General features: G+C 74.6%; 21 protein-coding genes. 10 read left to right on the top strand and 11 right to left on the bottom strand.

The genetic code is table 11. The annotated features are described in order from the left end of the window. Positions 1-4 precede the first annotated feature (4 nt). Genes OG550_RS04345 through OG550_RS04335 form a run of 3 tightly spaced genes read left to right on the top strand, consistent with a single transcriptional unit; the run spans position 5 to position 7,517 of the window. Positions 5-2,467, top strand: coding sequence for an endo-beta-N-acetylglucosaminidase (locus OG550_RS04345; protein ID WP_327674691.1), 2,463 nt, complete (start codon positions 5-7; stop codon positions 2,465-2,467). A gap of 32 nt (positions 2,468-2,499) precedes the next feature. Next, entirely contained in the window at positions 2,500-6,735 is a 4,236-nt protein-coding gene (locus tag OG550_RS04340; RefSeq protein ID WP_327674688.1) for an NEW3 domain-containing protein, read from the top strand. Next, positions 6,732-7,517, top strand: coding sequence for a DUF7158 domain-containing protein (locus OG550_RS04335; RefSeq protein ID WP_327674686.1), 786 nt, complete (start codon positions 6,732-6,734; stop codon positions 7,515-7,517). Before OG550_RS04340 ends, OG550_RS04335 begins: the two co-directional genes overlap by 4 nt. A gap of 97 nt (positions 7,518-7,614) precedes the next feature. On the opposite strand, the gene OG550_RS04330 is transcribed toward OG550_RS04335, so the two are convergent. Together OG550_RS04330 and OG550_RS04325 are read right to left on the bottom strand one after the other, a co-directional pair. Beyond that, complete coding sequence (locus OG550_RS04330; protein WP_327674684.1) at positions 7,615-8,619, bottom strand: alpha/beta hydrolase; 1,005 nt, start codon at positions 8,617-8,619, stop codon at positions 7,615-7,617. A 77-nt stretch (positions 8,620-8,696) separates the two neighbouring features. After that, complete coding sequence (locus OG550_RS04325; protein WP_327674681.1) at positions 8,697-9,014, bottom strand: putative quinol monooxygenase; 318 nt, start codon at positions 9,012-9,014, stop codon at positions 8,697-8,699. A 149-nt stretch (positions 9,015-9,163) separates the two neighbouring features. On the opposite strand from OG550_RS04325, the gene OG550_RS04320 reads away from it, so the two are divergent. The 4 genes from OG550_RS04320 (at position 9,164) to OG550_RS04305 (ending at position 12,750) form a co-directional block, all read left to right on the top strand. After that, complete coding sequence (locus OG550_RS04320; RefSeq protein ID WP_327674679.1) at positions 9,164-10,069, top strand: AraC family transcriptional regulator; 906 nt, start codon at positions 9,164-9,166, stop codon at positions 10,067-10,069. Between the two features lie 152 nt (positions 10,070-10,221). Further along, positions 10,222-10,971, top strand: a complete 750-nt coding sequence (locus OG550_RS04315; protein ID WP_327674676.1) for an SDR family oxidoreductase — start codon at positions 10,222-10,224, stop codon at positions 10,969-10,971. Between the two features lie 182 nt (positions 10,972-11,153). Continuing rightward, positions 11,154-11,732, top strand: coding sequence for a 3'-5' exonuclease (locus tag OG550_RS04310; protein WP_327674674.1), 579 nt, complete (start codon positions 11,154-11,156; stop codon positions 11,730-11,732). A 193-nt stretch (positions 11,733-11,925) separates the two neighbouring features. Further along, positions 11,926-12,750 carry a lipase family protein gene (locus OG550_RS04305; RefSeq protein ID WP_327674672.1) on the top strand — a complete coding sequence of 275 codons (825 nt, stop codon included), beginning with the start codon at positions 11,926-11,928 and terminating at the stop codon, positions 12,748-12,750. 86 nt (positions 12,751-12,836) lie between these two features. Here OG550_RS04305 and OG550_RS04300 read toward each other — a convergent pair whose 3' ends face one another. Next, positions 12,837-13,961: a FecCD family ABC transporter permease gene (locus tag OG550_RS04300; protein ID WP_327674670.1), complete on the bottom strand. Its 1,125-nt coding sequence runs from the start codon at positions 13,959-13,961 to the stop codon at positions 12,837-12,839. After that, positions 13,958-15,097 carry a FecCD family ABC transporter permease gene (locus OG550_RS04295; protein WP_327674668.1) on the bottom strand — a complete coding sequence of 380 codons (1,140 nt, stop codon included), beginning with the start codon at positions 15,095-15,097 and terminating at the stop codon, positions 13,958-13,960. The genes OG550_RS04300 and OG550_RS04295 overlap by 4 nt, the downstream gene beginning before the upstream one ends. Before the next feature lie 141 nt (positions 15,098-15,238). Here OG550_RS04295 and OG550_RS04290 point away from each other — a divergent pair, with 141 nt between their 5' ends. Continuing rightward, positions 15,239-16,276 (top strand): ABC transporter substrate-binding protein, encoded by a 1,038-nt coding sequence (locus tag OG550_RS04290; protein ID WP_327674666.1) that lies wholly within the window; start codon positions 15,239-15,241, stop codon positions 16,274-16,276. Then, on the top strand, positions 16,273-17,223 hold the full coding sequence (locus tag OG550_RS04285) for a siderophore-interacting protein (protein WP_327674664.1): 951 nt from the start codon (positions 16,273-16,275) through the stop codon (positions 17,221-17,223). Before OG550_RS04290 ends, OG550_RS04285 begins: the two co-directional genes overlap by 4 nt. Before the next feature lie 62 nt (positions 17,224-17,285). Here OG550_RS04285 and OG550_RS04280 read toward each other — a convergent pair whose 3' ends face one another. The 7 genes from OG550_RS04280 to OG550_RS04250 all read right to left on the bottom strand — a co-directional run bounded on the left by OG550_RS04280 (position 17,286) and on the right by OG550_RS04250 (position 25,336). Then, a complete protein-coding gene (locus OG550_RS04280; RefSeq protein ID WP_327674662.1) occupies positions 17,286-18,770 on the bottom strand; it encodes a glycoside hydrolase in 1,485 nt (494 codons plus the stop codon). Positions 18,771-19,045: 275 nt separating this feature from the next. Next, positions 19,046-19,618 (bottom strand): hypothetical protein, encoded by a 573-nt coding sequence (locus tag OG550_RS04275; RefSeq protein WP_327674659.1) that lies wholly within the window; start codon positions 19,616-19,618, stop codon positions 19,046-19,048. Between the two features lie 239 nt (positions 19,619-19,857). Next, positions 19,858-20,502: a LysE family transporter gene (locus OG550_RS04270; RefSeq protein WP_327674657.1), complete on the bottom strand. Its 645-nt coding sequence runs from the start codon at positions 20,500-20,502 to the stop codon at positions 19,858-19,860. A gap of 233 nt (positions 20,503-20,735) precedes the next feature. Further along, positions 20,736-22,085 (bottom strand): GH1 family beta-glucosidase, encoded by a 1,350-nt coding sequence (locus OG550_RS04265; protein ID WP_327674655.1) that lies wholly within the window; start codon positions 22,083-22,085, stop codon positions 20,736-20,738. A gap of 170 nt (positions 22,086-22,255) precedes the next feature. Then, positions 22,256-23,098, bottom strand: a complete 843-nt coding sequence (locus OG550_RS04260; protein WP_327674653.1) for a carbohydrate ABC transporter permease — start codon at positions 23,096-23,098, stop codon at positions 22,256-22,258. Next, positions 23,095-24,024, bottom strand: coding sequence for a carbohydrate ABC transporter permease (locus OG550_RS04255; protein ID WP_327674651.1), 930 nt, complete (start codon positions 24,022-24,024; stop codon positions 23,095-23,097). Before OG550_RS04255 ends, OG550_RS04260 begins: the two co-directional genes overlap by 4 nt. Position 24,025: 1 nt before the next feature. Continuing rightward, the gene (locus OG550_RS04250) at positions 24,026-25,336 is read right to left on the bottom strand and encodes an ABC transporter substrate-binding protein (RefSeq protein WP_327674649.1); all 1,311 of its coding nucleotides are present in this window, start codon (positions 25,334-25,336) and stop codon (positions 24,026-24,028) included. Between the two features lie 247 nt (positions 25,337-25,583). On the opposite strand from OG550_RS04250, the gene OG550_RS04245 reads away from it, so the two are divergent. Next, positions 25,584-26,840 carry an ROK family transcriptional regulator gene (locus OG550_RS04245; RefSeq protein WP_327674647.1) on the top strand — a complete coding sequence of 419 codons (1,257 nt, stop codon included), beginning with the start codon at positions 25,584-25,586 and terminating at the stop codon, positions 26,838-26,840. Positions 26,841-26,960: the final 120 nt, after the last annotated feature.

Raw genomic sequence — 26,960 nt, 5'->3', positions numbered from 1 at the left:
CCGCATGTCTCGACGGATACCCCTGCTGCTGAGCGCCGCCCTCGGAGCCGCCCTCCTGGGCACCGCACCCACCGCCGCCCAGGCCGCCCCGACCCCCGCCGCACCCTCCCCGGCGGCCCCCGCCGCGGCGAGCGCCGCCGCCGGCACCCAGCCCTACGCCTCCTACTGGTACCCGAACAGCATCCTGAACTGGGACCCGGCCACCGACCCCGACGCCCGGTTCAACCGCTCGCGCGTCCCGCTCCAGCCGCGCACCAGCGACCCGGCACTGAAGGCCAACCCCAACGCCCGTGCGGGCGAAGGGAAGATCGCCTCCCTGGTCTCCTTCGGCCCGACCTCCGACAACCCCTCCCAGGGCTCCGCCGACCCCAACTACTACGCCTTCGGCTACTGGCAGTACGTCGACAAGCTGGTCTTCTGGGGCGGCTCGGCCGGCGAGGGCCTGATCCTCGCCCCCAACCCGACCGTCATCGACGCCGCCCACCGCAACGGCGTCAAGGTCTACGGCACCGTCTTCTTCCCGCCCGCCGCGTACGGCGGACAGCTCCAGTGGGTCCGCGACTTCGTCCAGAAGTCCGGCTCCCGCTACCCCGTCGCCGACAAGCTGGTGCAGGCGGCCCAGTACTACGGCTTCGACGGCTGGTTCATCAACCAGGAGACCGGCGGCGGCGATTCGGCGCTCGCCGGCGAGGTCCGCAGCCTCATGCAGTACACCAAGGCGCAGAGCGGCACCGACTTCATGTGGTACGACGCCATGACCGAGTCCGGACCGGTCAGTTGGCAGAACGCGCTGACCTCCGCCAACGACGCGTTCCTCCAGGAGGGCGCCAAGCGCACCTCCGACTCGATGTTCCTCAACTTCAACTGGTCCTCCGGCGGCCTGAACTCCTCCCGGACCCTGGCCCGCGGCCTCGGCCGCAGCGAGTACGAGCTCTACTCCGGCATCGACACCGAGGCCAACGGCTACAACACGGGCGTCGACTGGAACAGCCTCTTCCCCGCCAACGCCCCGCACACCACCTCGCTCGGCCTCTACCGGCCCGAGTGGACCTGGAAGTCCGCCACCGGCCGCGCCGACTACCTGGCCAAGGACGCCCGGTACTGGGTGGGCGCCAACAACGACCCCTCCGACACCTCGACCTCGTCGAGCTGGAAGGGCCTCGCGAGCTACGTCGCCGAGTCGACACCGGTCACCGCCAAGCCCTTCGTCACCAACTTCTCCTCCGGCGAGGGGGACTTCTACAACGCGGCCGGCGCCCGGGTCGCCACCGGCGGCTGGAACAACCTCTCGCTCCAGGACGTCCCGCCCACCTACCACTGGCTGCTCTCCTCGACCGGCGCCGAGCTCACCCCGTCGGTCGACTTCACCGACGCCTACGAGGGCGGCTCCTCGCTGCGCCTCAGCGGCAACCTGAACGCCGTCAACACCCTGCGGCTGTACCAGACCAGGCTGCCGGTCGCCGCCGACAGCAAGCTGTCCGTCGTGGTCAAGTCCCCGACCGCCGGGGCCACCGGCCTGAAGGCGGCGGTCTCCTTCACCGACGCGCCGACCGCGTTCACCACCCTCGACCTCGGCGCCACCTCCGGGACGGGCTGGGAGCGCAAGACCCTCGACCTCTCCGCCTATGCGGGCCGCACCATCGCCCAGATCGGCTTCCAGGCCGCCGGATCCAACCCCGCTTACGACCTCAGGATCGGCCAACTCGCCGTGTACGACGGCACGGTGGACGCACCCGCGGCACCGGGCGGGCTGACCGTGCTCGGCGCGAGCGACGTGGTGGCCGGCGCGAGCCAGTCGCTGCGGCTCTCCTGGACGCCCTCGGCGAGCGGCGCCGTGCACCACTACGAGCTGTACCGGCGCAACGCCGACGGCACCCGCGGCTACCTGGGCGCCACCCCGTCCGACGCCTACTTCGTCAACCGGCTGGACCGGGCCGGCACCGAGGCGAACACCGTGATCGAGGTGGAGGCCGTCTCCACCGAGTACGGCCGCTCCACCGCCGCCACCACCACCGTCCCCTGGACCGGCACCCCGCCGGCCGGCGGGAACCTGGCGCTCAACCGCCCGGCCACCGCCTCCGGCCAGTGCAACACCGATGAGGGCCCGGCGAAGGCCGTCAACGGCACCGTCAACGGCGGCAACGGCGACAAGTGGTGCACCACCACCGGCGGCAAGTGGCTGGAGGTGGACCTGGGTTCGGCCAAGGCGCTGTCGAAGTTCGTGGTCAAGCACGCCCAGGCCGGCGGCGAGAGCGCGAGCTACAACACCCGCGACTTCACCGTCCAGGTGCGCGCGTCCGACACCGACCCGTGGACCACCGTCGCCACCGTCACCGGCAACACCGCGGGCACCACCACCCACCCGGTGACGGCGACCGCCCGGTACGCCCGGCTGGTGGTCACCAAGCCGACCCAGAACACCGACCCCGCCGCCCGCATCTACGAGTTCGAGGCCTGGGGCGCGTAGCTCCTCCGCTCCACGAGGAAAGGACCCGCCCCGTGCCGGTCACCATCACCGCCGTCGAGAGCACGGACCTGTTCACCGGACCCGAGGACGCCCCGCGCCAGCTGCTGCGGGTCACCCTCGACGGCCCGCCCGCCCGGATCACCGTCACCGGTCCCGGCGTGCACGGCGGGACGTCCGGCACGGGGCTGGTCGAAGTCCCCCTGGAGATCACCGGAGCCGCGGTCGGCGCCCGCCTGCCGGTCACCGTCACCGCCCACGGACCAGGGGCCTCCGGCGCGCGCGCCGAGGGCACCGTCGAGGTCGCCGAACCCGGCTGGACCGTGTTCCTGGTCTCGCACTTCCACTACGACCCGGTCTGGTGGAACACCCAGGCCGCCTACACCTCGCCCTGGGAGCTGCTCTCCGCCGACGCCACCACCCGGCCGCTCTGGGAGCGCAACGGCTTCGCCCTCGTCGACGCCCACCTGGAGCTCGCCCTGCGGGACCCGGTCTACACGTTCGTACTCGCCGAAGTCGACTACCTGAAGCCCTACTTCGACCAGCACCCGGAGCGCCGCGAGACCCTGCGGCGGCTGCTGGAACGCGGCCAGGTCGAACTCGTCGGCGGCACCTACAACGAGCCCAACACCAACCTCACCGGCGCCGAGACGACGATCCGCAACATCGTGTACGGCATCGGCTACCAGCGCGACGTCCTCGGCGGCGATCCGCAGACCGCCTGGCAGCTCGACGTGTTCGGGCACGACCCGCAGTTCCCCGGCCACCTCGCCGCCGCCGGGCTCACCGGCAGCGCCTGGGCGCGCGGCCCGTTCCACCAGTGGGGCCCGATCCAGAGGAACTTCCGCGAGGCCAAGGACGACGCACGGGTCATGCAGTTCCCCAGCGAGTTCGAGTGGATCGCACCCTCCGGCGACGGCGTGCTCACCCACTACATGCCGCACCACTACTCGGCCGGCTGGTGGATGGACTCCTCCGCCGACCTCGCCACCGCCGAACAGGCCGTCTACGAGCTGTACCGCAAGCTCAAGCCGGTCGGCGCGACGAAGAACCTGCTGCTGCCGGTCGGCACCGACTACACCCCGCCCAACAAGTGGGTCACCGAGATCCACCGCTCCTGGGCGGGCCGCTACCTGTGGCCGCGGTTCGTCTGCGCGACCCCGCGCGACTTCCTCGACGCCGTCCGCGCCGAACTGGCCGGGAGCGGCCGCCGGCCCAGCCCGCAGACCCGGGACATGAACCCGGTCTACACCGGCAAGGACGTCTCCTACATCGACACCAAGCAGGCCCAGCGGGCGGCCGAGGTCGCCGCCGTCGACGCCGAGAAGCTCGCCACCCTCGCCGTGGTGCAGGGGCTCGGGCGGTACCCGTCCGCCGCGCTGGACAAGGTCTGGCGCCAACTCGCCTACGGCGCGCACCACGACGCGATCACCGGCTCCGAGTCCGACCAGGTCTACCTGGACCTGCTCGGCGGCTGGCGGGAGGCGTACGACCTGGCGGCGGATGTCCGCGACCGGGCGCTGGAGGCCCTGGCGGCGCGGATCGACACGACCGGCGAGGGCGAGGCCGTCGTCGTCACCAACACCCTCTCCTTCGACCGGAGCGACCTGGTCGCCGTCCGGCTGCCCCGGGGGAACCGTGCCCCGGTGCGGGTGCTGGACGACGGCGGCACCGAGGTGCCCAGCGCCGTCGACCGCGGCACGCTGCGGTTCCTGGCCGAGGGCGTGCCCGCGCTCGGCTGGCGCACGTGGCGGCTGGTGCCCGCCGCCGTCGCGTCCGAGGGCACCGCCTGGTCCGCGGCCGGGGGGTGCACCATCGCCAACGACCGGTACCGGGTGACCGCCGACCCGGCCCGCGGCGGCGGCCTGTCCTCCGTCCAGGACCTTTTGCACGGGCGGGAGTTGATCCAGGGCGGCCGGATCGGCAACGAGCTGCGCGTCTACGAGGAGTACCCGCAGCACCCCGACTTCGGCGAGGGCCCCTGGCACCTCGTCCCGAAGGGACCGGTGACCGGCTCCGGCGAGCGGCCGGCCGAGGTCCGCCGGGAGACCGGCCCGCTCGGCGAGCGCCTGGTCATCGGCGGCACCGTCGACGGGGGCGCCGGCGAGGGCGGGAGCGGCCTCCGCTACGAGCAGACCGTCACGCTGTGGCGCGGACTGGACCGGGTGGACTGCCGCACCCGGGTCGTCGACTACACGGGCGCCGACCGGCTGCTGCGGCTCCGCTTCCCCGTCGACGTGCCCGGCGGACTGCCGGTCAGCGAGGTCGCCGGGGCCGTCGTCGGCCGCGGCTTCGCCCTGCCCGACGTCGACTCCGCCGAGGCGCCGTGGACCCTGGACAACCCCGCCAACACCTGGTTCGGCCTCGGCTCCACGGCCCGCGCGACGCTCACCGACCCGGCGTCCGGCGCGGTGCTCGGCGAACGCGCGTTCGGCGTCGCCGAGGTGGTCGTCCCGGACCTCGAATCCGCCCCCGGCGCACGGGAACTGGTCGTGGCACTGGCCCGGATCGGGGTCACCGCCACCACCTCCGGCGCCGACTGGGCCCGGTACGGCTGGCTCGACGTCGACTCCAACCTCCCGGACCTCCGGATCCTCCTCGGCGGACCGGAGGACAACGACGCCACCAAGGAGCTGATCGAGCGGGCCGGTGCGCCGTACGGGGCCGCACTGAAGGAGCACGGCGCCGTCTGGGTGCCCGCGCTCACCCCGCTCGCCGAGGTCTGGCGGCCCGGCGCCGACCTGCGGGACCTGCGGGCCCTGCCCGCCCTGGTCGTGACCGACCCCGCCGCGCTCGCCGCCGACCTCGCCGACGCCCGGATCACCGCCGGCTGCCCCGGGCCCGTCCACGCCGGTGAACAACTCGCCGACCACACCGTGGCGTTGCTCAGCAACGGCCTGCCCGGCTTCGCCGTCGACGCCACCGGCGCGCTGCACCTCTCACTGATGCGCTCCTGCACCGGCTGGCCCTCGGGCGTCTGGATCGACCCGCCCCGGCGGACCCTGCCCGACGGCGCCTCCTTCCAGCTCCAGCACTGGACCCACGAGTTCCACTACGCGCTGACCGGCGGGCCGGGGGACTGGCGGTCCCAGGAACTCCCCGCCCAGGGACAGGAGTTCATCCACCCGCTGTACGCCCGGACCGCCCCCGCCCAGGACGGACCGCTGCCCGCCGCCCTGTCCTGGCTGCGGGTCGAACCCGCCCGCAAGGTCCTGCTCGGCGCCCTCAAGCCCGCCGGCAACCCGATCGCCCACGGCTCCGCCGCACCGGTCGGCGACCGGCTCGCCGTCCGCCTGGTCGAGTCCACCGGCCTCGGCGCGGCCGTCACGCTCGGAGGCGCCCTCGGGCTGACCGACCTGCACGCCGCCGACCTGCTGGAACGGCCGACCGGCCCGGCGGAGCCGGACCTCGCGGGCTTCCGGACCGCCACCGTGCTGGCCCGGCCCGCCGTGGCGGAGCCCGCCGCCGGCCCGGTCCTCGGCCCGGTCGCCGAGGCGGCCCAGCCCGTGCACGCGCGCTACTGGCTGCACAACCGGGGACCGGCGCCGCTCGGCTACCTCCCGGTCTCGATCGGCGCCTCGCCCGGCCTGCTGCGAACGGCCGGCGAGCCGGTCACACTGTCGGTCGTGCTCTCCTCCCAGCTGCGGGACGCCGCCGTCGAGGGAACCGCCCGGATCCTCCCGCCGGACGGGTGGACGGCGAGCCTCGGGGCCCGCCCCTACCGCCTGGAGGCCGGCGGACACCTCCGGTTCCCGGTCACCCTCACCCCGCCGGACGGCGCCGCGCCCGGCCTGTACTTCGCCGCCGCCCGGATCGCGTACGACGGCCAGGAGGTGGAGGACGTGGTCACGGTCGCCGTCGGGGACCTGCCGGACCTGCTGCCCGTCCCCGGCGACGCCCCCGAGGACTGGACCGCGGCCCAGGGCACCGGCTCCGGCGGGGGCCGCGACACCGGCCTGACCGTCGACTCCACCGCCGGGACCGTCCGGGTCGCCCCCGGCGGCCGCGCCGTCCTCGGCGTCCGCCTGGCCAACCGCACCCGCGGCGAGGTCCGCGGCGAGCTGCAGCTCGTCTCGCCGTGGGGCACCTGGGAGACGGTCGGCGCGCCCGTCCGCGGCTTCACCCTGGCGGCCGGTGCCGAGTCGGTCGAGGAGTTCGCCCTCGCCGCCCCCGAGGACGCCGACCCCGGCGCCTACTGGGCGCTCGCCAAGGTGATGTGGTTCGGCCGCTGCCAGTACGCCCCCACCGTCGCCGTGGTGGTCGAGCCGTGACCGGGCCCGCCGACGCCGCGGTGCTCGGGCCTGTGCCCGGGCCCGCCGACGCCGCGGTGCTCGGGCTGCTCGACGGCCGCCCCCTCCCGCGCACCGGCCTCGACCGCCGCCTCGCCGCCCTCCGCGCCGGGCCGCGCGCCTCCGCCCTGCCGCTGCCCGGCAGCGGCGAGGACCGCCAACTGGCCCGCTGGGTGGCCCAGGTGCTGCTGACGGAGGCGCTCTGCGAGACGGTCGCCGCCGAACGCGGCCTGGCCGTCCCCCGCGAGGCCGCCCCCGCCGGCCTCGACCAGCAGGCGGCCGTCGAACTCGGCTCCGTCACCGCCGCCGCGTACGAGGGCAGTGCGGCGGTCCGGGCCGTCTACGAGGCCGTCACCGCCGCCGTCACCCCCACGGCCGAGGAGGTCGCCCACTACCGCACCATGACCGGGCCCGCCGCCGCTCCCGCCGTCTGGCACCTCGCCTTCCCCGACGGCGGCACCTGCGAGGCCGACCCGGCCACCCTCCCGCTCGCCCTGGCGGCGGCCCTCCGCGCGGCCGCCCCGGACGAGTGGGTCACCGCCGACGGCCGGACCGCCCGCCGGGGGCTCCCGGGCGCCGCGCCCGCGCGTCCCGACCCCGCCGCGCCCGCGCGTCCCGACCCCGCCGCGACGGTCCGGGACGCCGCCCGCCGCGCCGCCTTCGTCCGCTGGCTCGACCGGGCCCGCGCCACCCGCCTCACCCTCGTCCCCGGCCTCGAACACCCCGGCGACCCCGCCCAGCCCGACAACCACCACCGCCACTGACCACCCGGCACCCCCGGTCCCGGGCCGGCGGGCAGGGCCTCGCGGCTGCTCGCCGGCCCGAAGCCGGGCGGGTTCCGGTTCGGCGTCGCGCTCCGGATCACGGCGTGGCCGGGAGCGGGAGCGCCGTCGAGGGCGGGCATGACGACCGGTCCGCGCCCAGGACCCTGGTGAGCCAGTCGGTCCGGGTGCGACGGGCGGAGGCCGAGACGCGCGCCTGCGGGTACAGCGCGTCGAACCCGTGGAAGCCGCCCGCCCAGACGTGGAGTTCGGCCTGGCCGCCGGCCGCCCAGATGCGGGTGGCGTACTCGGTCGCCTCGTCGCGGAAGACCTCGGCGGAGCCGGTGTCGACGTAGCAGGTCGGCAGGCCGGACAGGTCGTCGGCCAGCGCGGGCGAGACGTACGCGGAGACCGCGTCGTGGGGCGGCTCCCCGAGGACGGCGCGCCAGCCGAACTCGTTCTTCTCGTGGGTCCAGACGCCGGGCGCCCCGGAGTGCTGGAGGCTGGAGGTGCTGGCGTTGCGGTGGTCGAGCATGGGGCCGATCAGCACCTGCGCGGCGATCGCCGGACCGCCGAGGTCGCGGGCCAGCAGGGCGGTGCCGGCCGCGAGGCCGCCGCCGGCGCTCGCACCGGCGACGACGATCCGGTCGGGGTCGATGCCCAGCTCCGCGGCGTGTCCGGCGATCCGGAGCAGCCCCCGGTAGCAGTCGTCGACGAGGGTGCCGCCGGTGGCCTCGGGCGCCAGCCGGTAGTCGACGGAGACCACGACCGCGCCGAACTCGTCGAGCCACTCCAGCGGGATGTCGATCTGCGAGAAGCGGTCGCCCATGATCATCCCGCCGCCGTGCATCCAGTAGACGCAGGGCGCGGCGGCGGGGCCGGGGTCCGCGGGGCTGAGGACCGACAGCGGGATCGGGGTGCCGTCCCCGGCGGGCACGGTGATGTCGCGCCGCTCGACCCGCCGGCGGGTGGGCAGCGAGTCGACCGGTGTCGGGGGGAGCCGCCGCAGCAGGGCGAGCGTGTCGGGGTCGAGCCCGGAGGTCAGCGGCAGGTCGGCCAGGAGAGCGCGCAGTTCGGGGTCGAGGGCGGGGCCGGTGGTGGTCATGGTCATTTCTCCTCGGGACGGTGTCGGGCTGTGCGGGCCGACCGGCGCGGGCCGCCGGTCCGGTTCGGTTCGGTACGTCAGAAGGCGGTCCTGCCGCGGACCGGGACGCAGTCGGTGTACCGGGGTTCGCCGGTCAGCAGCTCGCCCACCCGGGCCACGATGGCCTGGGCCGCGGCGTCGGCGAAGATCCGGTGGTGCTCCTCCTCGCTGGTCCAGCCCTCGATGACGTGGACGACGTCGGGGTCGGAGGCGGAGCGCGAGACGAGGTAGACGACGCAGTGCTCGCTGGAGCCCGGGCCGTCCTCGTCCAGGCCGGTCAGCAGCAGGTCGACCAGTCGGTCGCCCAGGCCGGGCCGGGCGGTCAGGGTGGCGGCGAAGCCGTAGTCGGCGATCATGTGATCCTCTTCCGCAGTGCTGGGCCGGTGTGCCGGAGTTCCTCCATTCAACCGGTCTGACCTGCGGAGACGTAGAACGATTCTCGCTCCCGCTTGCACGATCCTCGCGATTCCGAGAGCTCCCCGCCGACTGCTGCTGCAATGGGGGCATGCCTCTCGAAGAGATCCGCACCCTGCTCGCCCGGCACGCCCGGCCCGACTGGACCACCGCCGTCGACGGCGTCCTCATCTCCCGGGTGGACCGGGCGGACCCGCCGGAACCCGCGATGTCCGGCACGGTGCTCGCCGTCATCGCCCAGGGCGCCAAGCGGCTCGCCCTCGGCGACCGGGTCTACGAGTACGGGCCCGGGCAGTACCTGGTGGCCTCCGTCGACATGCCCGTCACCGGCCAGTTCACGAGGGCCGCTCCCGAGGAGCCGGCGCTCGGCTTCGGCCTCGTCCTGGAGCCGTCCGCCGTGGCCGAACTGCTGCTGCGGGCCGGGGCCGGGGACGCCCCGCGGGCCGGCGCCGGGACGCCGTCGGGGATCGCCGTCAGCGACGCCCCGCCCGCCCTGCTCGAAGCGGTGCTCCGGCTGCTGCGACTGCTCGACGAACCGCGTGACCGCGCCGTTCTGGCGCCGCTGGTCAAGCACGAGATCCTCTGGCGGCTGATCACCGGCAGCCAGGGCGCGACGGTGCGTCAGCTCGGCCTCGCCGACAGCGGCCTCAGCCACGTCTCCCGCGCCGTCCGCTGGATCCGCGAGCACTACGCCGAACCCTTCCGGGTCGAGGACGTGGCCCGCCTGTCCGGAATGAGCGTCTCCGCGTTCTACCGCAACTTCCAGGCGGTGACCGCGATGAGCCCCATCCAGTTCCAGAAGCAGATCCGGCTCCAGGAGGCACGGCTGCTGCTCGCCACGCACCCGGGCGACGTCACCGGGGTGGGCCACCGCGTCGGCTACGACAACCCCTCGCAGTTCAGCCGCGAGTACCGCCGCCAGTTCGGCGAACCGCCGAGCAGGGACGCGGCCCGGCTGCGGACCGCCGCACGGGGCCCGGCGGGTGCCCTGTCCTGAGCGACGGCGCCGGACACGATCGTGCAAGCGAGAGCGAGGATCGTTCTACTGTTCGTGCAGGTCGGAGCGATTCAATGGGATCACGGGTTCTCCCGCAGGGCAGGAAAGTGTCTGTCCGTCCGCCGATCCCACCACCTCGCAGGGGGCACAGCATGCAGACGGTACTGATCACCGGCACCTCGTCCGGCTACGGGCGGGAGACCGCCCGCCACTTCCATGCGCGGGGGTGGAACGTCATCGCCACCATGCGGACGCCGCACCGGGGCGACCTGCCCGACTCGGACCGGCTCCGCGTCGTCGGACTCGACGTGACCAGGCCCGGGAGCATCGACGCCGCGCTCACCGCCGCCGGGCCCGTCGACGTCCTCGTCAACAACGCGGGCGTCCCGTCGATCGGCGTGTTCGAGGGCACCCCGATGGCCAGGGTGCGGGAGGTCTTCGAGACCAACACCTTCGGCGTGATGGCCGTGACACAGGCGGTCCTGCCCCTGTTCCGCGAGCGCGGATCGGGCGTGGTGGTCAACGTGACCTCCAGCGTGGTGCTGGGGCACATGCCGCTCTCGGCCGTCTACAAGGCGAGCAAGATGGCCGTCGAGGGGTTCACCGCCTCCCTCGCGCTCGAACTGGAGCCCTTCGGCGTGCGGGCGGTGACGGTCGAGCCGGGCGCCTGCCTGACCACGAACTTCGCGGGCCGGGCGACGCACGGCGGCTCGCCGGACGACCTGGTCCCCGAGCCCTACGCGCCCTGGGCGCGGAAGGCCATGGAGGCCTTCGCGGGCCAGGACCTGTTCACCAGGGAGAGCGACGTCGCCGAGACGGTCTGGCGGGCCGTGCACGACACGACCGGCCAACTGCGCTTCCCGGCCGGCCCCGACGCCGTCCGTCTCGCCCAGGCGAGGTGACCGGCGGTCCCGCCCGCAGCCCCGTCACCGGCGGAGGCCACGGCCACGGCCACGGCCCCGTCACCGGCCGCGGCCCGGTCGACGGCCGCCGCCCCGTCACCGGCCGGGGCCTCCGCCGGGCCGGGCCGGTCCGGCGGGAAAACGGGGTGACCGGAGGGGGCCGCCGCCCTACGCTCGGCGGCATGGACGACGCCGGGGGACTGCTCAACGTCGTGGACGTCGAGGCCACGTGCTGGGACGGCCGACCACCGCCCGGGGCGGTCAGCGAGATCATCGAGATCGGGCTGACCGTCGTCGACCTGAGCTCGGGTGAGCGGGTGGGACGGCACCGCATCCTGGTCCGGCCCGCGCGGTCCACCGTCGGCGACTTCTGCACGGAGCTGACCGGGCTGACCCAGGCCGAGGTCGACACCGGCCTCGACTTCGCCGCGGCCTGCCGGCTGCTGGCCGCCGAGCACCGGGCCGGGGCCCGCCCGTGGGCCAGCTGGGGCGACTACGACCGGAACCAGTTCACCCGCCAGTGCCGGGCCACCGGCACCGCCTACCCGTTCGGCCACCGGCACACCAACGCCAAGGCGGTCTTCACCGAGGCGCACGGGCTGCGCAAGCGCCCCGGGATGGCCCAGGCCCTGCAGATCGCCGGCCTGCCGCTGGAGGGGCGCCACCACAGCGGCGAGGACGACGCCTGGAACATCGCCGCCCTGGTCCTCGGCCTGGCGGCCCGGGGCGCCTGGCCCGGCGGGGCGACCCCGCACGGGTGACGGCACCACGGCCACGACGCCCCGCGGGCGGGAGGCAACCGCAGCTCCGGAGCGGCCCGTCCGCGGCCCGGAGGCTCCGGCGGCGCCTTCGGGGCCGAACGAGTGGTTCCGGGCCCGGCCGGTTCGCGGTCGTTCGTGTGCGGCACTACGTTGCCCGGTGAACCGCTACGGCCCCGCTCCCCGGAGGACACCGATGGCCATCCCCGCCCTGGACCACTCGACGACCGGCTACTCCCTCCCGCACGCCTACTGGATGGCGCGGGCCGCCGGGCTGGCCACGCTCGACCGCGCCGCCATCGAGGAGGAGGCCCGCTCCTGGGGCTTCGACGAGGTGCGGCACTTCGAGTCGACGCACCGGATGCCGTTCCCGATCGAGGACACCCAGGCCTACGTGATGGCCGGCGACCGCATGATCGTGGCCGGGTTCCGGGGCACCGAGGTGCTGAAGATCCGCGACTGGCTCACCGACGTCAGCACCCCGCCCGTCCCGGGGCCGGCGAACAAGGGCTTCGTCCACTACGGGTTCCACCAGGCCCTGCAGTCCGTCTACCCGCAGGTCCGCGACACCATCCGGGAGTTGGGCACCGGCGGCCAGACCGTCTGGTTCACCGGCCACAGCCTGGGCGGCGCGCTCGCCATGCTGGCCGGCGCCCGCTGGTACTTCGAGGAGCCGCGGCTGCTGCCCGCCGGCGTCTACACCTTCGGCCAGCCCCGCACCTGTGAGCGGCTGCTCGCCGGCGCCCACAACGCGGCCTTCAGGGACCGCTGCTACCGCTTCGTCAACAACAACGACATCGTCCCCCAGCTCCCGCCCGAGCCGGTCTTCACGCACGTCGAGGCGGTGCGCTACTTCGACGCGGACGGGGGGCTCCACGAGCGCATGCCGTTCGTCGCAGGGCTGAAGGACCGGGCCAAGGGCGTGGGCGCCGACCTGTTCGCCCCCGAGACCGACGCGGTCAAGGACCACCACCTGCCCAACTACCTGGCCGCGTTCGAGAGGAACCTCGCCAGGGCCTGACGGGCCTGACGGGCCCGGCGGGCCGCGGCCGGCCGCCCCCGGTCTACCGCGCTCCCGCGCCCGCCGGCCGCGGCCGACCGGACCGGTCAGAGGCGTCCGGCGCGGTGCTGGGCGGCGAGGAGCCAGACCAGGTAGCCGCCGCCGAGGACGCCGGTCACCACGCCGACGGGCAGTTGCCGGTCCCCGAAGGCGTGCTGGGCGGCGAGGTCGGCGGCGACCAGCAGGGCGGAGCCCATGGCGGCCGAGGCGAGGAGGTGGGGACCGGGGGCCCGGGTGAGCCGGCGGGCCAGCTGCGGGGCGGTGAGCGCCACGAACGAGACCGGTCCGGCGGCCGCCGCCGCGACCGAGGCGAGCAGGACGGCGGAGGCCAGCAGGACGACGCGGATCCGCGCGACCGGCACGCCGAGCGCGACGGCGGCGTCCTCGCCCATCTCCAGCATCCGCAGGCCCGGTCCGCAGCCGAGCAGCACGACGGGGAGCAGGACGGCGAGGACGGCCAGCAGCGGCAGTGCGTCCGCCCAGCCGCGGCCGTCGAGGCTGCCGGTGAGCCAGAGGAGGGCGCGGGCGGCCTCCATCAGCTTCACCCGGGTGAGCAGGTAGCCGTTGACGCCGGTGAGTACGGCGGCGGCGCCGATGCCGACCAGCACCAGGCGGTGGCCGGTCACGCCCTGGCGCCAGGCGAGGGCCCAGATCAGCAGCCCCGCCCCGACCCCGCCCGCGACCGCGCCGCCGGCCAGGGCGAGGCTGCCGCCGCCGGCCGCCACGACGAGCAGCGCGCCCGTGGCGGCGCCCTGGGTGAGGCCGAGGATGTCGGGGCTGCCCAGCGGGTTCCGCACCAGGGCCTGGAGCACGGCACCGGAGAGCGCGAGCGCGGCGCCGGTGAGCAGCGCGGTCGCCACGCGCGGCAGCCGCAGCTCGTTGACGACGAAGTCGGCCGCCGGGTCTCCGCCGCCGGTGAGGGCGCGGACCACCTCGACGGGTCCGAGCGGGTAGTCGCCGCGGCCGAGCGTGACCACGGCGAGCACGAGGGCGACGAGCAGGCAGGCGGTGACGGCGACCACCGCGCGGGGGCTGTAGCGCAGCGAGATACCGCCGGCGGTGCGGACGGAGCGGGTGCCGCCGGTGGCCCGGGCGGCCGGTCCGGGGGCGGCGGACCCGGTCGCGCCGGACCCGGACCCGGTGCGGCCGGCGGTGGGTGTGGTCGCGGTCATGACCGGGCCGCCTTTCCGCGACGGACGAAGAACAGGAAGAAGACGCCGCCGAGCACGGCGGTGACGATGCCGACCTGGAGCTCGCCGGGCCGGCCGAGCACCCGGCCCAGCACGTCGGAGCCGAGCAGCAGCACCGGCGCGAGGACGGCGCAGTACGGCAGCATCCAGCGCAGGTCCGGCCCGGTGAGCGCGCGGACCAGGTGGGGCACGGTCAGGCCGACGAAGACGATCGGCCCGCAGGCGGCGGTGGCCGCCCCGCACAGCAGGGTGACCGCGACGATGGCCGTGCCGCGGACCCGGGCGGGCCGGGCGCCCAGCGACTGCGCGGCGTCCTCGCCCATGGCCAGCGCGTTGAGCGGGCGGGCCAGGGCGAGCGCGAGCACCAGGCCGACCAGGACGAACGGCGTGACGGCGGCGACGGTCGAGGGCACGGCGGAGGCGAGCGAGCCGACCGTCCAGAAGCGCATCCGGTCCAGCGAGGCGGAGTCCAGCAGCATCACGGCGCTGACGTACGAGTAGAGCGCGGCGTTCAGCGCGGCGCCGGACAGGGCGAGCCGGGCGGGGGTGGCCTGCCGGCCGCCGCCGACCGCGTACACCAGCACGGAGACGACGGCGGCGCCGAGCAGGCCGAACCACACGTAGCCGGTGAAGCCGCCGACGCCGAGGAAGGCGATCGCGGAGGCGATCGCCGCGGAGGCGCCCGCGTTGATGCCGAGGAGCCCGGGGTCGGCGAGCGGGTTGCGGGTGACGGCCTGCATGACGGCGCCGGCCAGTCCGAGGGCGGTGCCGGCGAGCAGCCCGAGCAGGGTGCGCGGCAGCCGCATCCGGTTCACGACCGTGTAGGCGGGGGAGGCGGGGTCGGTGAGGCCCTGCCAGACCTCGGCGGGGGAGAGCGCCTTGGCGCCCACCGCGATGCTGAGCACCAGGACGGCGGCCAGCACGAGCAGCGCGGCGACCAGGCCGAGGGCGCGGACGCGGTTCCGGCCGCCCCACCGGGCCGTCGCGTCCGCGTCCGCGGTGGTGGTGGCGGTGGCGGTGGTGGCGGCGAGGTCGGAGCCGGTCGGGGCGGGCGGCCAGGCTCCTTCGGCCGGCTCGGCCCGCTCGGGCGGCCCCGAACGGGGGATGACGTCGTGCATGGTGGTGCTCCGGGAGCCGGCGGACGGGGGCCGCCGGGGGATCGGCGGCGAAAAACAATGGTTAGGCTAACCTAAGATCGATCCCGGGTCGCCGCGGCCCCGACCCCCCTCACCTGCACCACCACGAACGAAGGCGCTCCCATGCCCACTGCCCGTCCCCCACGCCCCACCCGCCGCACCCTGCTCACCGCCGCCGGCGTCGCCGGCCTCGGCGCCGCCCTCGCCGCCTGCGGCAGCGGCGGCGGATCGAAGGGGACGGGCGGTCAGGACGCCGCCGACGGCAAGGCCTGGTCCTTCACCGACGACCGGAAGAAGGCCGTCACCGCCAAGAGCACCCCGAAGCGGGTCGTCGCCTTCACCGGCACCGCCGCCGCCCTCCACGACTTCGGGCTCGACTCCCAGCTGGTCGGCGTCTTCGGTGAGACCAAGGGCGCGGACGGCAAGGCCGACCCGGCCGCCGGCAGCCTCGACGTCGACCGGGTCACGATCGTCGGCAACGCCTGGGGCGAGTTCGGCATCGAGAAGTACGCGGCCCTGCGCCCGGACCTCCTGGTCACCCACATGTACGACCCGGACGCCCTCTGGTACGTGCCGGACGAGAGCAAGGACAAGATCCTCGCCCTCGCCCCCAGCGTCGCGATCACCACCGCCCGGGTCCCGCTGCCCGAGCCCGTCAAGCGGTACGCCGAACTGGCCGCCTCGCTGGGCGCGGACCTGAACGCCAAGCAGGTCACCGACGCCAAGGCCCGCTTCGAGGCCGCCGCCGAGACGCTGCGCCGGGCCGCGAAGGCCGCCGGCGGCCTCAAGGTGATGGCCGCCTCCGGCAGCGCCGACCTCTTCTACGTCTCCAACCCGGCGGTCGGCAGCGACCTGATGTACTTCCGCGAGCTGGGCGTCGAGTTCGTGGTCCCCGACACGCTCGACCCGGCCGGCTACTTCGAGGGCCTGAGCTGGGAGAACGCCGCCAAGTACCAGGCCGACCTGATCCTGCTCGACAACCGGTCCACCGCCCTCCAGCCCGCCGACCTCGCGGCCAAGCCCTCCTGGTCCGCGCTGCCCGCCGTCAAGGCCGGCCAGGTCACGCCGTGGGACGCCGTGCCGCGGTTCTCCTGGCTGGGTGCGGCCCCGCTGATGGAGAACCTGGCCAAGGCCGTCCAGAGCGCACGGAAGCTCGGATGACCGCGACGGACGCCACGGACGCGCCCGCCGGGGCCTCCGCGACGGACGCGACCGCCACCGCCGACCTCGACGCGGACGCGGCCGCGGCCGTCGAGCAGTTCGGCTTCTTCGCCGCCGAGGTCGTCCGCAGCCGCCGGCTCGGCCCGACCATGACCCGGATCACCCTCGGCGGCCCGGGACTGGACGGCTTCGCGAGCGGCGGGCGGGACCAGAGCTTCTCGCTCTTCCTGCCCCACCCCGGCCAGGACGCCCCGGTCCTCCCCGTCGAGGCGGGGGCCGGCTGGTTCGCCGAGTGGCGCGCCCTCGACGAGTCCGTACGGGCCGTCATGCGCTCCTACACCGTGCGCTCCCAGCGCGAACTCCCCGGCGGCGGCACGGAACTGGACGTCGACTTCGCCCTGCACGGCGACACCGGACCGGCGTCCCGCTGGGCCGCGCGGGCCGAGCCCGGCGACCGCGTCCTGCTGCTCGGTCCGGCCGTCGCGGACAACCGCAGCGTGGGCTTCCGCCCGCCGGCCGGCACCCGCACCGTGCTGGTCGCCGCCGACGAGACCGCCCTGCCCGCGGCCGCCGCGATCCTGGAGTGGCTCCCGGAGGACGTCACCGTGCACGCGTTCCTGCAGGTCCCGCACGCCGAGGACGTCCAGGAGCTGCCCGCCCGGGCCGCGGACGGGACGCGCTGGCTGGTCGGCACCGACCTGCTGGTCGGGGCGGTCCGCGCCGCTGAGTTCCCCGTCGACGGCGAGGACCGGGTGTACGCCTGGCTCGCGGGCGAGGCCGGGACCGTCCGTGCGCTGCGCCGCCACCTGGTCGGCGAGCGCGGCGTCGACCGGCGCCGGATCGAGTTCTCCGGCTACTGGCGCCGCGGGGCCTCGGAGGAGGACCTGCGCGCCGAGGCCCTGGCGGCCTACGAGTCGGCCCCGGCCGAGGGGGCCCAGGAGGCCTGACCGTGCCGGGGCCGCCTCCCCCGCCCCGGGCGGGGCGGGGGAGGCGCGTCGGCCGGGGCGGGCTACAGGTACACGTCGGAGACCTCGAAGGTCTGCACGGTACGGGAGTTGAAGGTGGACCAGAACCGGTTGCCGTGCACGTAGGTGTCCGCGTAGTACCGGTAGCGCTCACCGCCGGGGTTCGTCCCGGTGGCCCAGCGGTGGACCAGGGCGCCGTCCTGTCCCGGTACGCCGAACCTGGACAGGTCGAAGTTGATCGTCTGCTCTCCCACGTAGTTCACGGCGACGATGACCAGCTTGTGGCCGACGGGGTCGTAGGCCGCCACGGCGTCGGGGTGGCCCGCGTCGATGATCGTCATGCCGGGGCGGATGTGCCGCATGTACTGGGCGAGGACGAAGAACTTCGCGTTGACCGCGCCGATCACCCCGCTGGTGAGGGTGATCGCCCCGAAGTTCTCCCAGTCGAGGACCTGCCAGATCACCCAGGCCGTGGGGTGCAGCCAGCGCAGGTCGTAGTTGAGGTTCTTGGCGAGCAGCATGCCGGTGGTGTCGCCGTCGCCGTACTCGGACATCCAGACGTTCTTGCCGTCCGCGGCCGCCGCCCGGTGGAGGGCGTAGCGGTCGCCGTCGGTGTCGTAGCCGTGGACGTTGATCCGCCCCACGGCCGCGCGGGTGGCGGCGTCGAAGTCGGCGTTGTCCGACCAGTGGTAGACGCCGGTGCCGACGCCCCAGTCGTCGAGGCCCGCCACCATCATCCAGTGCAGGCCCCGGGCGTCCAGCTGGGCGCGGGTCTGCCGGGTGATCTCGGCCAGGCGGGGGCGGTCGTAGTAGCACCCCTCCTGTCCGTCCGTGGGGCTCCCGGGCGTGCTCCAGTGGGCTCCGGGCTCGTTGGCCGGGGAGACCGAGGTGAAGTCGATGCCCCAGTGGTCGTGGGCGTACCGCGCCACCGTCGCGAGGTAGGCCGCGTGGCGACCGAAGTTGTCGTCCCGCAGGTTGCAGAGGTAGCCGTCGCCGGTCGCGCCGCGCGGATCGTCGTTCTTCAGCATCCACCACATGGGCGAGTTGCTGAAGAGCTCGAACCGGTCGGCGCCCCTGTCCCGGGCCAGCCACATCATGTCGCGCTGGTTGGCGTCGGCGTTCCAGTTCCAGCTCGCCGACTGCGGGTCCGCCGAGAACCAGTCGAGCTGGTAGCCCTCGACGAGCTTGAACCCGTCCAGCCCCGCGGGCCGCATGGTCCTGCCGCCGATGCTGTTCGTCGACGAGCCGCCGGCGTTGTACCGGACCACGTTCATCCCCAGGCCGGGCAGTGTCTGCCCGCGGAACGAGACGGTGTTCCGGCCGAACAGTACGTCGGCCAGGTCCGCCTGGGGGCCGAGCTGGTTGGCCCACCAGGCCAGCGAGGTGCCCCAGCCCTCCCACGTGCCCCACTGGGCGGACGGATCGACCGTGGTGGAGTCGTCCGCCCGGGCGGTCCCGGTGGCGGCGGCCACCCCCAGCGCCCCGATCGGCACACCCACCAGTCCGCGCAGGACAGTACGACGTTCCATCAGACCCCCCGGCCCCTTTGCGCGCCGCGTTTCGACGCATGCGAACGGCACCATATCCCAACGGTGCGACAGCGGGTGGGCCCGTCGTACGGCCTCGCCGGTCCGTCGGTCCGCCGCCACCGTGCGGCCACCGGGGGGCCACCGCGCGGCCCGTCGCCGGGGTCGATACGTCGCCGGTGCCGGTGCCGGTGCCGGTATCGGTTCCGGTGCCGGTCATGCCGGGCGGGCCGCACCGGACGGTGCCGGTGCGGCCCGCGTGCGCCGGTGGGGAGTCCCTAGACCGGGAAGGGCCAGGTCGGGCACCACGGCGGGATGACCTGGCCGGGGTAGGGCGGACCCCACGGCGGGCAGGACGGGAGCGGCGCGGGCGGCGCGGAGGTCCACAGGACCTTGCCGTTCAGCTCGACCGCGATCGCGCCCTCGCTGTAGACGGTCAGCTCGGCACCCGGGCGGCCGCCCGTCCCGCTCGACCACAGCGGCGTGTTGTCGGCGGCGTAGACGACGAGGTTGCCGTCGCCCTGCATGACCAGGACGTTGCCGTTGGGCATGGCGCCCTTGGCCACCCAGATCGCCTTGCCGTCGCGGTACAGCACGACGTTGCCGTCGCCCTGCATGGCCAGCATGACCTTGCCGTTCGGCGAGTACCAGGCCTGGTTGCGGTTGAGCACGCTGTTCGCCGGGATGCGGGTGGGCGGGGCCGGGGCGGCGGCCGGGGCGGCGGCGGTCCCGGTGGTCGACGGGCCGGCCGGGGCCGGCGGTGCGGCGTGGGCGGACCCTGCGGTGAGGGTGCCGAACGCGATCGCGGCGATGGCGGCCAGGGCGGCCGCTCGGGTGCGGATGCTGGTCATGGGTGGGCTTCGGATCCTTCCGGACGTAGCAGGCGCGCGGTGGCGCGCTTCTGACGCGGCGTCGGGTGTGTGCCGGGGCGCTGCTTGAGCGCCGCGCGTCAGGCTATGGCAGCCGGAACGGGGAGGAGAGGCAGCTTCACCGGCAGCTTCAGGCGGGGCGGGTGGCCGGCCGGTCGGGTACCGGAGCGGGCGGACCGGACGGCTCACGCGGACCGGACGGCTCACGCGGGCCGCACGGCTCAGACGGGCCAGACGAGGCGGGCGGCGAGGCCGAGCACGACGGCGTGGCCGACCAGGCCGGTGGCCAGGCGGCCGCGCGGGCCCGTGAGGGCACGGCGGAGGAGGGCGCCGCCGGAGGCGAGCAGGGCCTGCCAGCTGGCCGAGGCGGCGAAGGCGGCGAGGACGAACGCCAGGCCGTGCCCGAAGGAGTCGGGGCCGGTCCGCCCGCCCACCACCAGGGCGCCGAAGTAGACCACGGTGAGCGGGTTGAGCAGGGTCAGGCCGACCAGGGCCGTGTAGGTCCGCCACGGCGAGCCGTCGGCGGGGGCGGAGGGCCCGCCGCCGCCCGGTCCCGCGGCGTCCCCCTCCCGCCGGTACGCGCGGAGGACGCCGCGCAGTCCGCGGACGGCGAGGACGGCGAGCACCCCGGCGGCCAGGAGCTCCAGGTAGCCCGCGGCCGGGGTGATCAGCCGGGCGAGCGTCGCTCCGCCGAGCACCGCGGCCAGCGCGTAGAGGCCGTCGGCGGTGGCCACGCCCAGGGCGGCGGCCATGCCGCGGCCGAGGGAGTCGCGTGAGGCGAGGGTGACGATCAGGACGGAGATCGCGCCGACCGGCATGGCGATGCCGTAACCGGCGAGGAGTCCGGAGAGGAGGGCGTCGGTCATCGGGGGCGGTCCGGTTCCGGGGCAGGGGGGGGAGGAGGGCTCCGGCGCGTGCCGGGTGTCCGGAGCGTAGTACCGCCCGCCTGCCCGGACCACCGGTTTTCGTCGGCCGCCGCCGGACGCGGAGCGGGGCGACGAGGGGGCGAGCGAGACAAGGGGACGAGGGGGCGGGGCAGGCGGGCGGTGCCCCGGACGGACCCGCCCGCCTGCCCCGCCGCCCGCCCGCCCGTGCGGTCTCAGCGCTGCCGGTGGGCGGCGATCAGGTCCGAGTACCGGAGGCCGCTGGTCTTGACGGTGCGCCGCTGGGTCGGGTAGTCGACGTGGACGAGCCCGAAGCGCTTGTCGTACCCGTACGCCCACTCGAAGTTGTCCAGCAGCGACCAGGCGAAGTAGCCGGCCAGCGGGGCGCCCTGGGCGACGGCGCGGGCGCAGGCGGCGAGGTGCTGTTCGAGGTAGGCGGTGCGCTCGGGGTCGTGGACGGTGCCGTCGGCGGAGACGCTGTCGCGGTAGGCGGCGCCGTTCTCGGTCACGTGGATCCGCTCGACGCCGTACTCGTGGGTGAGCCGGAGCAGCAGCTGCTCCAGGCCGGGGGCGTGCACCTCCCAGGGCATGGCGGTCCGGTCGGGGTTGGGGCCGGGCAGCTGGCGGGCGTACGGGGCGGGCCCGGTGGGGTCGTCGGCGACGATCTGGCGGAAGTAGTAGTTGAGGCCGAGCCAGTCGAGCGGGGCGCCGATCAGTTCCGGGTCGCCGTCGCGCTCGGGGAGGTCGACGCCGTAGACCTCGCGCATGTCCTCGGGGTAGCCGTGGCCGAGGACCGGGTCCAGCCACCACCGGTTGACGTGGCCGTCGGCGCGGTCGGCGGCGGCGCGGTCGGCCTCGGAGGCGGTGGCGGGCTCGATCGGGCTGAGGTTGTTGACGATGCCGATCCGCGCGTCGCGGACGGTCTCGCGCAGCACCTGCACGGCCAGGCCGTGGCCGAGGTGCAGGTGGTAGGAGGCGCGGACGGCGGCGGTGAGGTCGGTCAGGCCCGGGGCCATGGCGCCGTCGAGGTGGCCGATCCAGGCGGAGCAGAGCGGCTCGTTGAGGGTCGCCCAGTCGGTGACCCGGTCGCCGAGGCGGGCCGCGACCACGGCCGTGTACTCGGCGAAGCGTTCGGCGGTCTCCCGGACGGGCCACCCGCCGCGGTCCTGCTGGGCCTGCGGGAGGTCCCAGTGGTAGAGGGTGGGGAAGGGCCGGATGCCGGCGGCGAGCAGGGCGTCCACCAGGCGGTCGTAGAAGTCGAGGCCGGCCTGGTTGACCCGGTCGTCGGCTCGGGGCACGACGCGCGGCCAGGCGATCGAGAACCGGTAGGCGTCCAGGCCGAGCCGTCGCATCAGGGCGATGTCCTCGGGCCAGCGGCGGTAGTGGTCGCAGGCGGTGTCGCCGGTGTCGCCGCCCGCGACCCGGCCGGGGGTGTGCGCGAAGGTGTCCCAGATGGAGGGGGCGCGGCCGTCGGCGTCCACGGCTCCCTCGATCTGGTAGGCGGCGGTGGCCGCGCCCCAGAGGAAGTCGTCGGGCAGGGAGCTCAGCACGCTGAGGTCGGTCACGGGGTGCCTTTCGGGGGTCTGCGGGTCGGGGGCGCCGTCGGCACGGACGCGGGCGGATCGGACGCGGGTGGAGCCGGCGGAGCGGGCGGCCGGGAGCGGGGAGTCCGGGGGCGGGGCGGCCGGGGGCGGGGCGGCCGGGAACCGGGGGGCTCGCGGAGCGGCGGCGGCGCTCACTTGACCGCTCCGGCGGTGAGGCCGGCGACCAGGTACCGCTGGAGGAGCAGGAACCCGGCCACCACCGGCACGCTCACCACGAGCGAGGCGGCCATCACCTGGTTCCAGTAGACGTCGTTGAGGGTGGCGTAGCCCTGGAGTCCGACGGCCAGCGTGCGGGTCTCGTCGTCGGTGAGGACCGAGGCGAACAGCACCTCGCCCCACGCCGTCATGAAGGCGTACACGGCGACGGCGACGATGCCGGGCACCGCGGCCGGGACGATGATCCGGACCAGGGCCTGGAGCGGTCCGCAGCCGTCGACCAGCGCGGCCTCGTCGAGGTCGCGGGGGATGGAGTCGAAGTAGCCGACCAGCATCCAGATCGAGAACGGCAGCGAGAAGGTCAGGTAGGTGAGGATCAGGCCGCCGCGGCTGCCGTACAGCGCGACGCCGGTCGCGTTGCCGACGTTGACGAAGATCAGGAAGAGCGGCAGCAGGAACAGGATGCCGGGGAACATCTGGGTGGAGAGCACGGTGACGGTGAAGAACCGCCGCCCCCGGAAGCGGTAGCGGCTGACCGCGTACGCCGCGAGGATCGCGACCAGCACCGAGCAGACCGTCGCCCCGCCGGCCACGATCAGGGAGTTGACCAGGTACCGGCCGAGCGGGACGGTCCGCCAGATGTCCAGGTACGGCCGGAGGGTCACGGTGCTGGGGATCCAGCGGAACGGCCCCTGGACGTCCCGGAGCGGCTTGAGCGAGCTGCTCAGCATCACCAGGACGGGGACGAGGGCGAAGACGGCGAGTGCGCCGAGGACGATGCGGCGGGTCCAGCGGAAGGACGCGGGAGGGTTGATCATGCTGCGTCCTTCCGGCGCGAGGTGAGCAGGAGGTAGCCGGAGGTCACCAGGAGCAGGAAGAGCAGCAGCAGGACGGACATCGCCGAGCCCGCGCCGAAGTTCCAGGTGACGAAGGAGGACTGGTAGATGTGCACGGAGACGAGGTCGGCGGCCTCCGGGGCCGAGCGGCCGAACAGGACGTACGGCGTGTTGAAGTCGTTGAAGGTCCAGAGGAAGAGCACCAGCACCAGCACCAGGTTGACCGGGCGCAGCGAGGGCAGGGTGATCCGGCGGATCTGCTGCCAGGTCCCGGCGCCGTCCAGGGCCGCGGCCTCGTAGAGTTCGCGCGGGATGTTCTGCAGTCCGGCGGTGAGGGTGAGGAAGGCGAACGGCCAGCTGCGCCAGACCGAGACGGTGACCAGTGCGGTGAAGCTGTTGTCGCCGATCAGCCAGAACGGCTTGTCGTCGACCAGGTGGAGCTGGTCGTGCAGGACGTGGTTGATCAGGCCGGTGTCGCGCTGGAACATGAACGACCAGGTGATGACGGCCGCGTAGACCGGCAGCGCGTAGGGCAGCAGGAACAGGGCGCGCAGCAGGCCGCGGCCGCGGAAGGAGTCCTGGGTCAGCACGGCGGCGGCCGTGCCGATCAGCCAGGAGAGGCCGACGGCGAGGACGGTGAACGCGCAGGTGACCCAGAACGAGTGCAGCAGGGCGCGGCCGACCGGGGCGTGGAAGTCCACCGCCGTGCGGTAGTTGGCGAGCCCGGCCCAGGGGGCGGCGGACCAGTCGCGGATGAAGAACTGGGTGAGCCGCTTGAGGCTCATCACCGCTCCGACGACCATCGGGAGCAGGTGGACGGCGAGTTCGAGGAGCAGGGCGGGGAGCAGCAGCAGGTAGGGGAGCGCGGTGCGGGGCGGGCGGAGGCGGGCGAGTCGGGTGCGGATCACTTCAGTTGGCCGGCATCTGCTGCTGGGCCTTGGTGAGTTCGGCCTTCACGGAGTCGTCGGTGGCGGGTTTGCCGGCGGCGGCCGCGGCGAGCAGGTTCTTGACGGCGGTGCCGACCAGGGTCTCGAACTGGCTCTCGTCGGCGACCTGCGGGAGCGGCAGGGCGCTGCCGGACAGGACGGCGGTGAGGGAGGCGAGTTCGGGGGTGGCGAAGGCCGGGTCGGCCTGGGCGTCCTTGGCCGGGGGGATCGTGCCGTAGGCCTTGTTGAGGCGGATCTGCTCCTCGGTGCCGGTCATGAACTTCACGAACGAGAGCGCCCCGTCGGTGTTCCGGGTGTTCCGGAAGACGGCGAGGTTGATGCCGGCGACCATGGAGGTGGTGGCGCGGTCGCCGGTGGCGCCGGCCGGTGCGGGGACGGGCGCGACGCCGTAGTCCTCGGGCTTCATGCCGTGCGAGGCGAGGTTGGCGCCGGCGGCCTGCCACATCAGCATGGCGGCCTTGCCGGTGGCGAAGTCGGTCACGGACTGGTTGTTGGCGTACTCGGCGTTCCCGGGGGCGACGATCTTCTCGGTGCCGAGCAGGTCGACGTACTGCTTGACGGCGGCGACGGCGCCCGGGCTGTCGAAGGCGGGCTTGCCGGCGGCGAAGAAGTCGGTGCCGTGCTGCTTGGCGAGGGTGAAGGCGTGGTGGACGTTCTCGGAGACGTTGCCGCCCTCCAGGGCGAGGCCGTAACGGCCGCCCGCGGTGAGCTTGCGGCCGTCGGCGACCAGTTCGTCCCAGGTGGCCGGGGGGCGTTCGATGCCGGCCTCGGCGAAGAGCTTCCTGTTGTAGTAGAGGCCGTAGGCCATCGAGTAGAGCGGGACGGCGGCCGGGTCCTTGCCCGCGGCGCCGGCCGAGCCCAGGGCGGCGGGCAGGAAGCGCTCCTTGCCGCCGATCCGTTCGAAGGCGGCCTGGTCGAAGGGGCGCAGGGCGCCGGTGGCCTGGAGGGAGGCGGACCAGGTGTTGCCGATGTTGAGCACGTCGGGGCCCTGGCCGGAGGTGGCGGCGGCGAGGATCCGGTTGAGCAGGTCGGACCAGGGGATGACCTCCAGCTTCACTTTGATGCCGGTCTGCTGCTCGAACCTCTTCAGCTCCGGTTCCAGCACCTGGCGGTCGTTCTCCAGGCTGGTGCCCTGGTTGGAGGCCCAGTAGGTGAGCGTGCCGGGGGTGCCGTCGCCCCCTCCGCCGGACGGGGAACCCCCGCCGCAGGCGGTGGCGGTGAGGACCAGGGTGGCGGCCAGGACGGCTGCCGCGGCGGCACGGCTGATGGGCATGGCGGATTTGCCCCTCTCGGGTGTGGGTGGTGGGTGCGGGCGTCCCGGCAGGGGGACGGGAGGGTGGGTGCGGGCGGGGGTGCGGGCGGGGCTCGGGGTGGCGAGCTGCCCGGCGGGGCACGGCGCGGGTTTGCCGTGGAGGTGAAGTACCGTGCTTCACTGCTTACTTCAGGCCGTGATTTAACGTGTGAGAAAAGCTTCCGTCAAGGGTTCGGACAGCGATAGATTCGGATCAGGAGGGAGACCCATGACCCCGCGAGGCAAGAAGACGGTGCGTGACCTGCGCAGAGGCAGCCGGTCGACGCTGCTGCGGCGGCTGTACTTCGACGGGCCGCTGAGCCGCCAGGAGCTGGGAGCGGTCACCGGGCTCAGCGCCGGCTCGATCAGCAACGTCACCGGCGAACTGCTCGCCGACGGGCTGATCGAGGAGTGCGGCTCGGTCGAGTCGGACGGCGGCCGCCCCCGGATCCTGCTCCGGGTGGCCGCCGGCCGGGCCCACCTGGTGGGTGTGGACGTCGGGGAGACCCAGGTCAGGGTCGCCCTGTTCGACCTGGCCCGGACCGAACTGGCCGCCAGCGACCACCCGTTGTCCGGCCGCGGCCACGACGTCGACCACGTGGTCGACCTGATCCTCGCCGGACTGGCCGAGGTGCTGGAGCGCACCGGCACCGACCCGGCCACCGTGCTCGGCGTCGGCATCGGCGTGCCGGGCATCGTCGAACAGGGCGACCCCGCCTCGGACGGCCTCGGGATCGTGGTGCACGGCCAGACCGTCGGCTGGGACGCCGTCCCGCTCGGCCGGCTCCTGCGGGCCGGCACCGACCTGCCGCTCTTCGTCGACAACGGCGCCAAGACGCTCGGCCAGGCCGAGATGTGGTTCGGCGCCGGGCGCGGCCTGCGGCACGCGGTGATCGCCCTGTTCGGCTCCGGCGTCGGGGCCTGTGTGATCGCCGACGGCGCCCGCTTCCGGGGGGCCACCAGCAGCGCGGGCGAATGGGGCCACACCAAGGTCCACGTCGGCGGACGCCGCTGCCGCTGCGGCGCGCACGGCTGCCTGGAGGCCTACGTCGGCGCCGAGGCGCTGGTGGAGCGGTGGGGTGCGGCGCCGCCCGGCGACGGCGAGAAGGCGGGGCTGGCCGCCCTGCTCGCGGCCGCCGAGGCGGACGAACCGGCCGCCGGTGCGCTGCTCGCGGAGGCCGCGGAGTACCTCGGCGCGGCCATCGCCGACCTGGTCAACCTGTTCAACCCGGAGCGGATCGTGATCGGCGGCTGGGCGGGCCTGCTGCTCGGCCCCCGGCTGCTGCCGGCGATCCGCGCGGCGGCCACCCGGTACGCGCTGCGCTTCCCCCGCGAGCAGACCTCGATCGTGCTCGGGACCCTCGGGCCCGAGGCGGTCACACTCGGCGCCGCGACGCTGCCGCTCTCCGACTTCCTGGAGTCCGGGGGAGAGCTCCCGGTCCGGTCCGCGCACCCGGCCCGGGTGGTCCCGGAGGTCCGGGCCTGACCTCGGAGGACGCCGTAAATCGTTGCGGTACAAGCTAGTTCACGGTGTGAGGAAAGCCGGTGCGAAGGGTTGACACCCCCGATCGGCAGCCCCGAGACTCCCGGTCAGGGGGTGCTCCCC

The sequence above is a fragment of the Kitasatospora sp. NBC_00458 genome (assembly GCF_036013975.1).
Classification (GTDB): Bacteria; Actinomycetota; Actinomycetes; order Streptomycetales; family Streptomycetaceae; genus Kitasatospora.
This window is presented reverse-complemented; position numbering and strand designations above follow the sequence as displayed.

Excerpts from the sequence above, each read along its gene's own strand:
- OG550_RS04345 (WP_327674691.1), top strand. The coding sequence starts at position 5 with ATGTCTCGACGGATACCCCTGCTGCTGAGCGCCGCCCTCGGAGCCGCC.
- OG550_RS04330 (WP_327674684.1), bottom strand. The coding sequence starts at position 8,619 with ATGACCACCACCGGCCCCGCCCTCGACCCCGAACTGCGCGCTCTCCTG.
- OG550_RS04325 (WP_327674681.1), bottom strand. The coding sequence starts at position 9,014 with ATGATCGCCGACTACGGCTTCGCCGCCACCCTGACCGCCCGGCCCGGC.
- OG550_RS04320 (WP_327674679.1), top strand. The coding sequence starts at position 9,164 with ATGCCTCTCGAAGAGATCCGCACCCTGCTCGCCCGGCACGCCCGGCCC.
- OG550_RS04315 (WP_327674676.1), top strand. The coding sequence starts at position 10,222 with ATGCAGACGGTACTGATCACCGGCACCTCGTCCGGCTACGGGCGGGAG.
- OG550_RS04310 (WP_327674674.1), top strand. The coding sequence starts at position 11,154 with ATGGACGACGCCGGGGGACTGCTCAACGTCGTGGACGTCGAGGCCACG.
- OG550_RS04305 (WP_327674672.1), top strand. The coding sequence starts at position 11,926 with ATGGCCATCCCCGCCCTGGACCACTCGACGACCGGCTACTCCCTCCCG.
- OG550_RS04300 (WP_327674670.1), bottom strand. The coding sequence starts at position 13,961 with ATGACCGCGACCACACCCACCGCCGGCCGCACCGGGTCCGGGTCCGGC.
- OG550_RS04295 (WP_327674668.1), bottom strand. The coding sequence starts at position 15,097 with ATGCACGACGTCATCCCCCGTTCGGGGCCGCCCGAGCGGGCCGAGCCG.
- OG550_RS04290 (WP_327674666.1), top strand. The coding sequence starts at position 15,239 with ATGCCCACTGCCCGTCCCCCACGCCCCACCCGCCGCACCCTGCTCACC.
- OG550_RS04285 (WP_327674664.1), top strand. The coding sequence starts at position 16,273 with ATGACCGCGACGGACGCCACGGACGCGCCCGCCGGGGCCTCCGCGACG.
- OG550_RS04280 (WP_327674662.1), bottom strand. The coding sequence starts at position 18,770 with ATGGAACGTCGTACTGTCCTGCGCGGACTGGTGGGTGTGCCGATCGGG.
- OG550_RS04275 (WP_327674659.1), bottom strand. The coding sequence starts at position 19,618 with ATGACCAGCATCCGCACCCGAGCGGCCGCCCTGGCCGCCATCGCCGCG.
- OG550_RS04270 (WP_327674657.1), bottom strand. The coding sequence starts at position 20,502 with ATGACCGACGCCCTCCTCTCCGGACTCCTCGCCGGTTACGGCATCGCC.
- OG550_RS04260 (WP_327674653.1), bottom strand. The coding sequence starts at position 23,098 with ATGATCAACCCTCCCGCGTCCTTCCGCTGGACCCGCCGCATCGTCCTC.
- OG550_RS04250 (WP_327674649.1), bottom strand. The coding sequence starts at position 25,336 with ATGCCCATCAGCCGTGCCGCCGCGGCAGCCGTCCTGGCCGCCACCCTG.
- OG550_RS04245 (WP_327674647.1), top strand. The coding sequence starts at position 25,584 with ATGACCCCGCGAGGCAAGAAGACGGTGCGTGACCTGCGCAGAGGCAGC.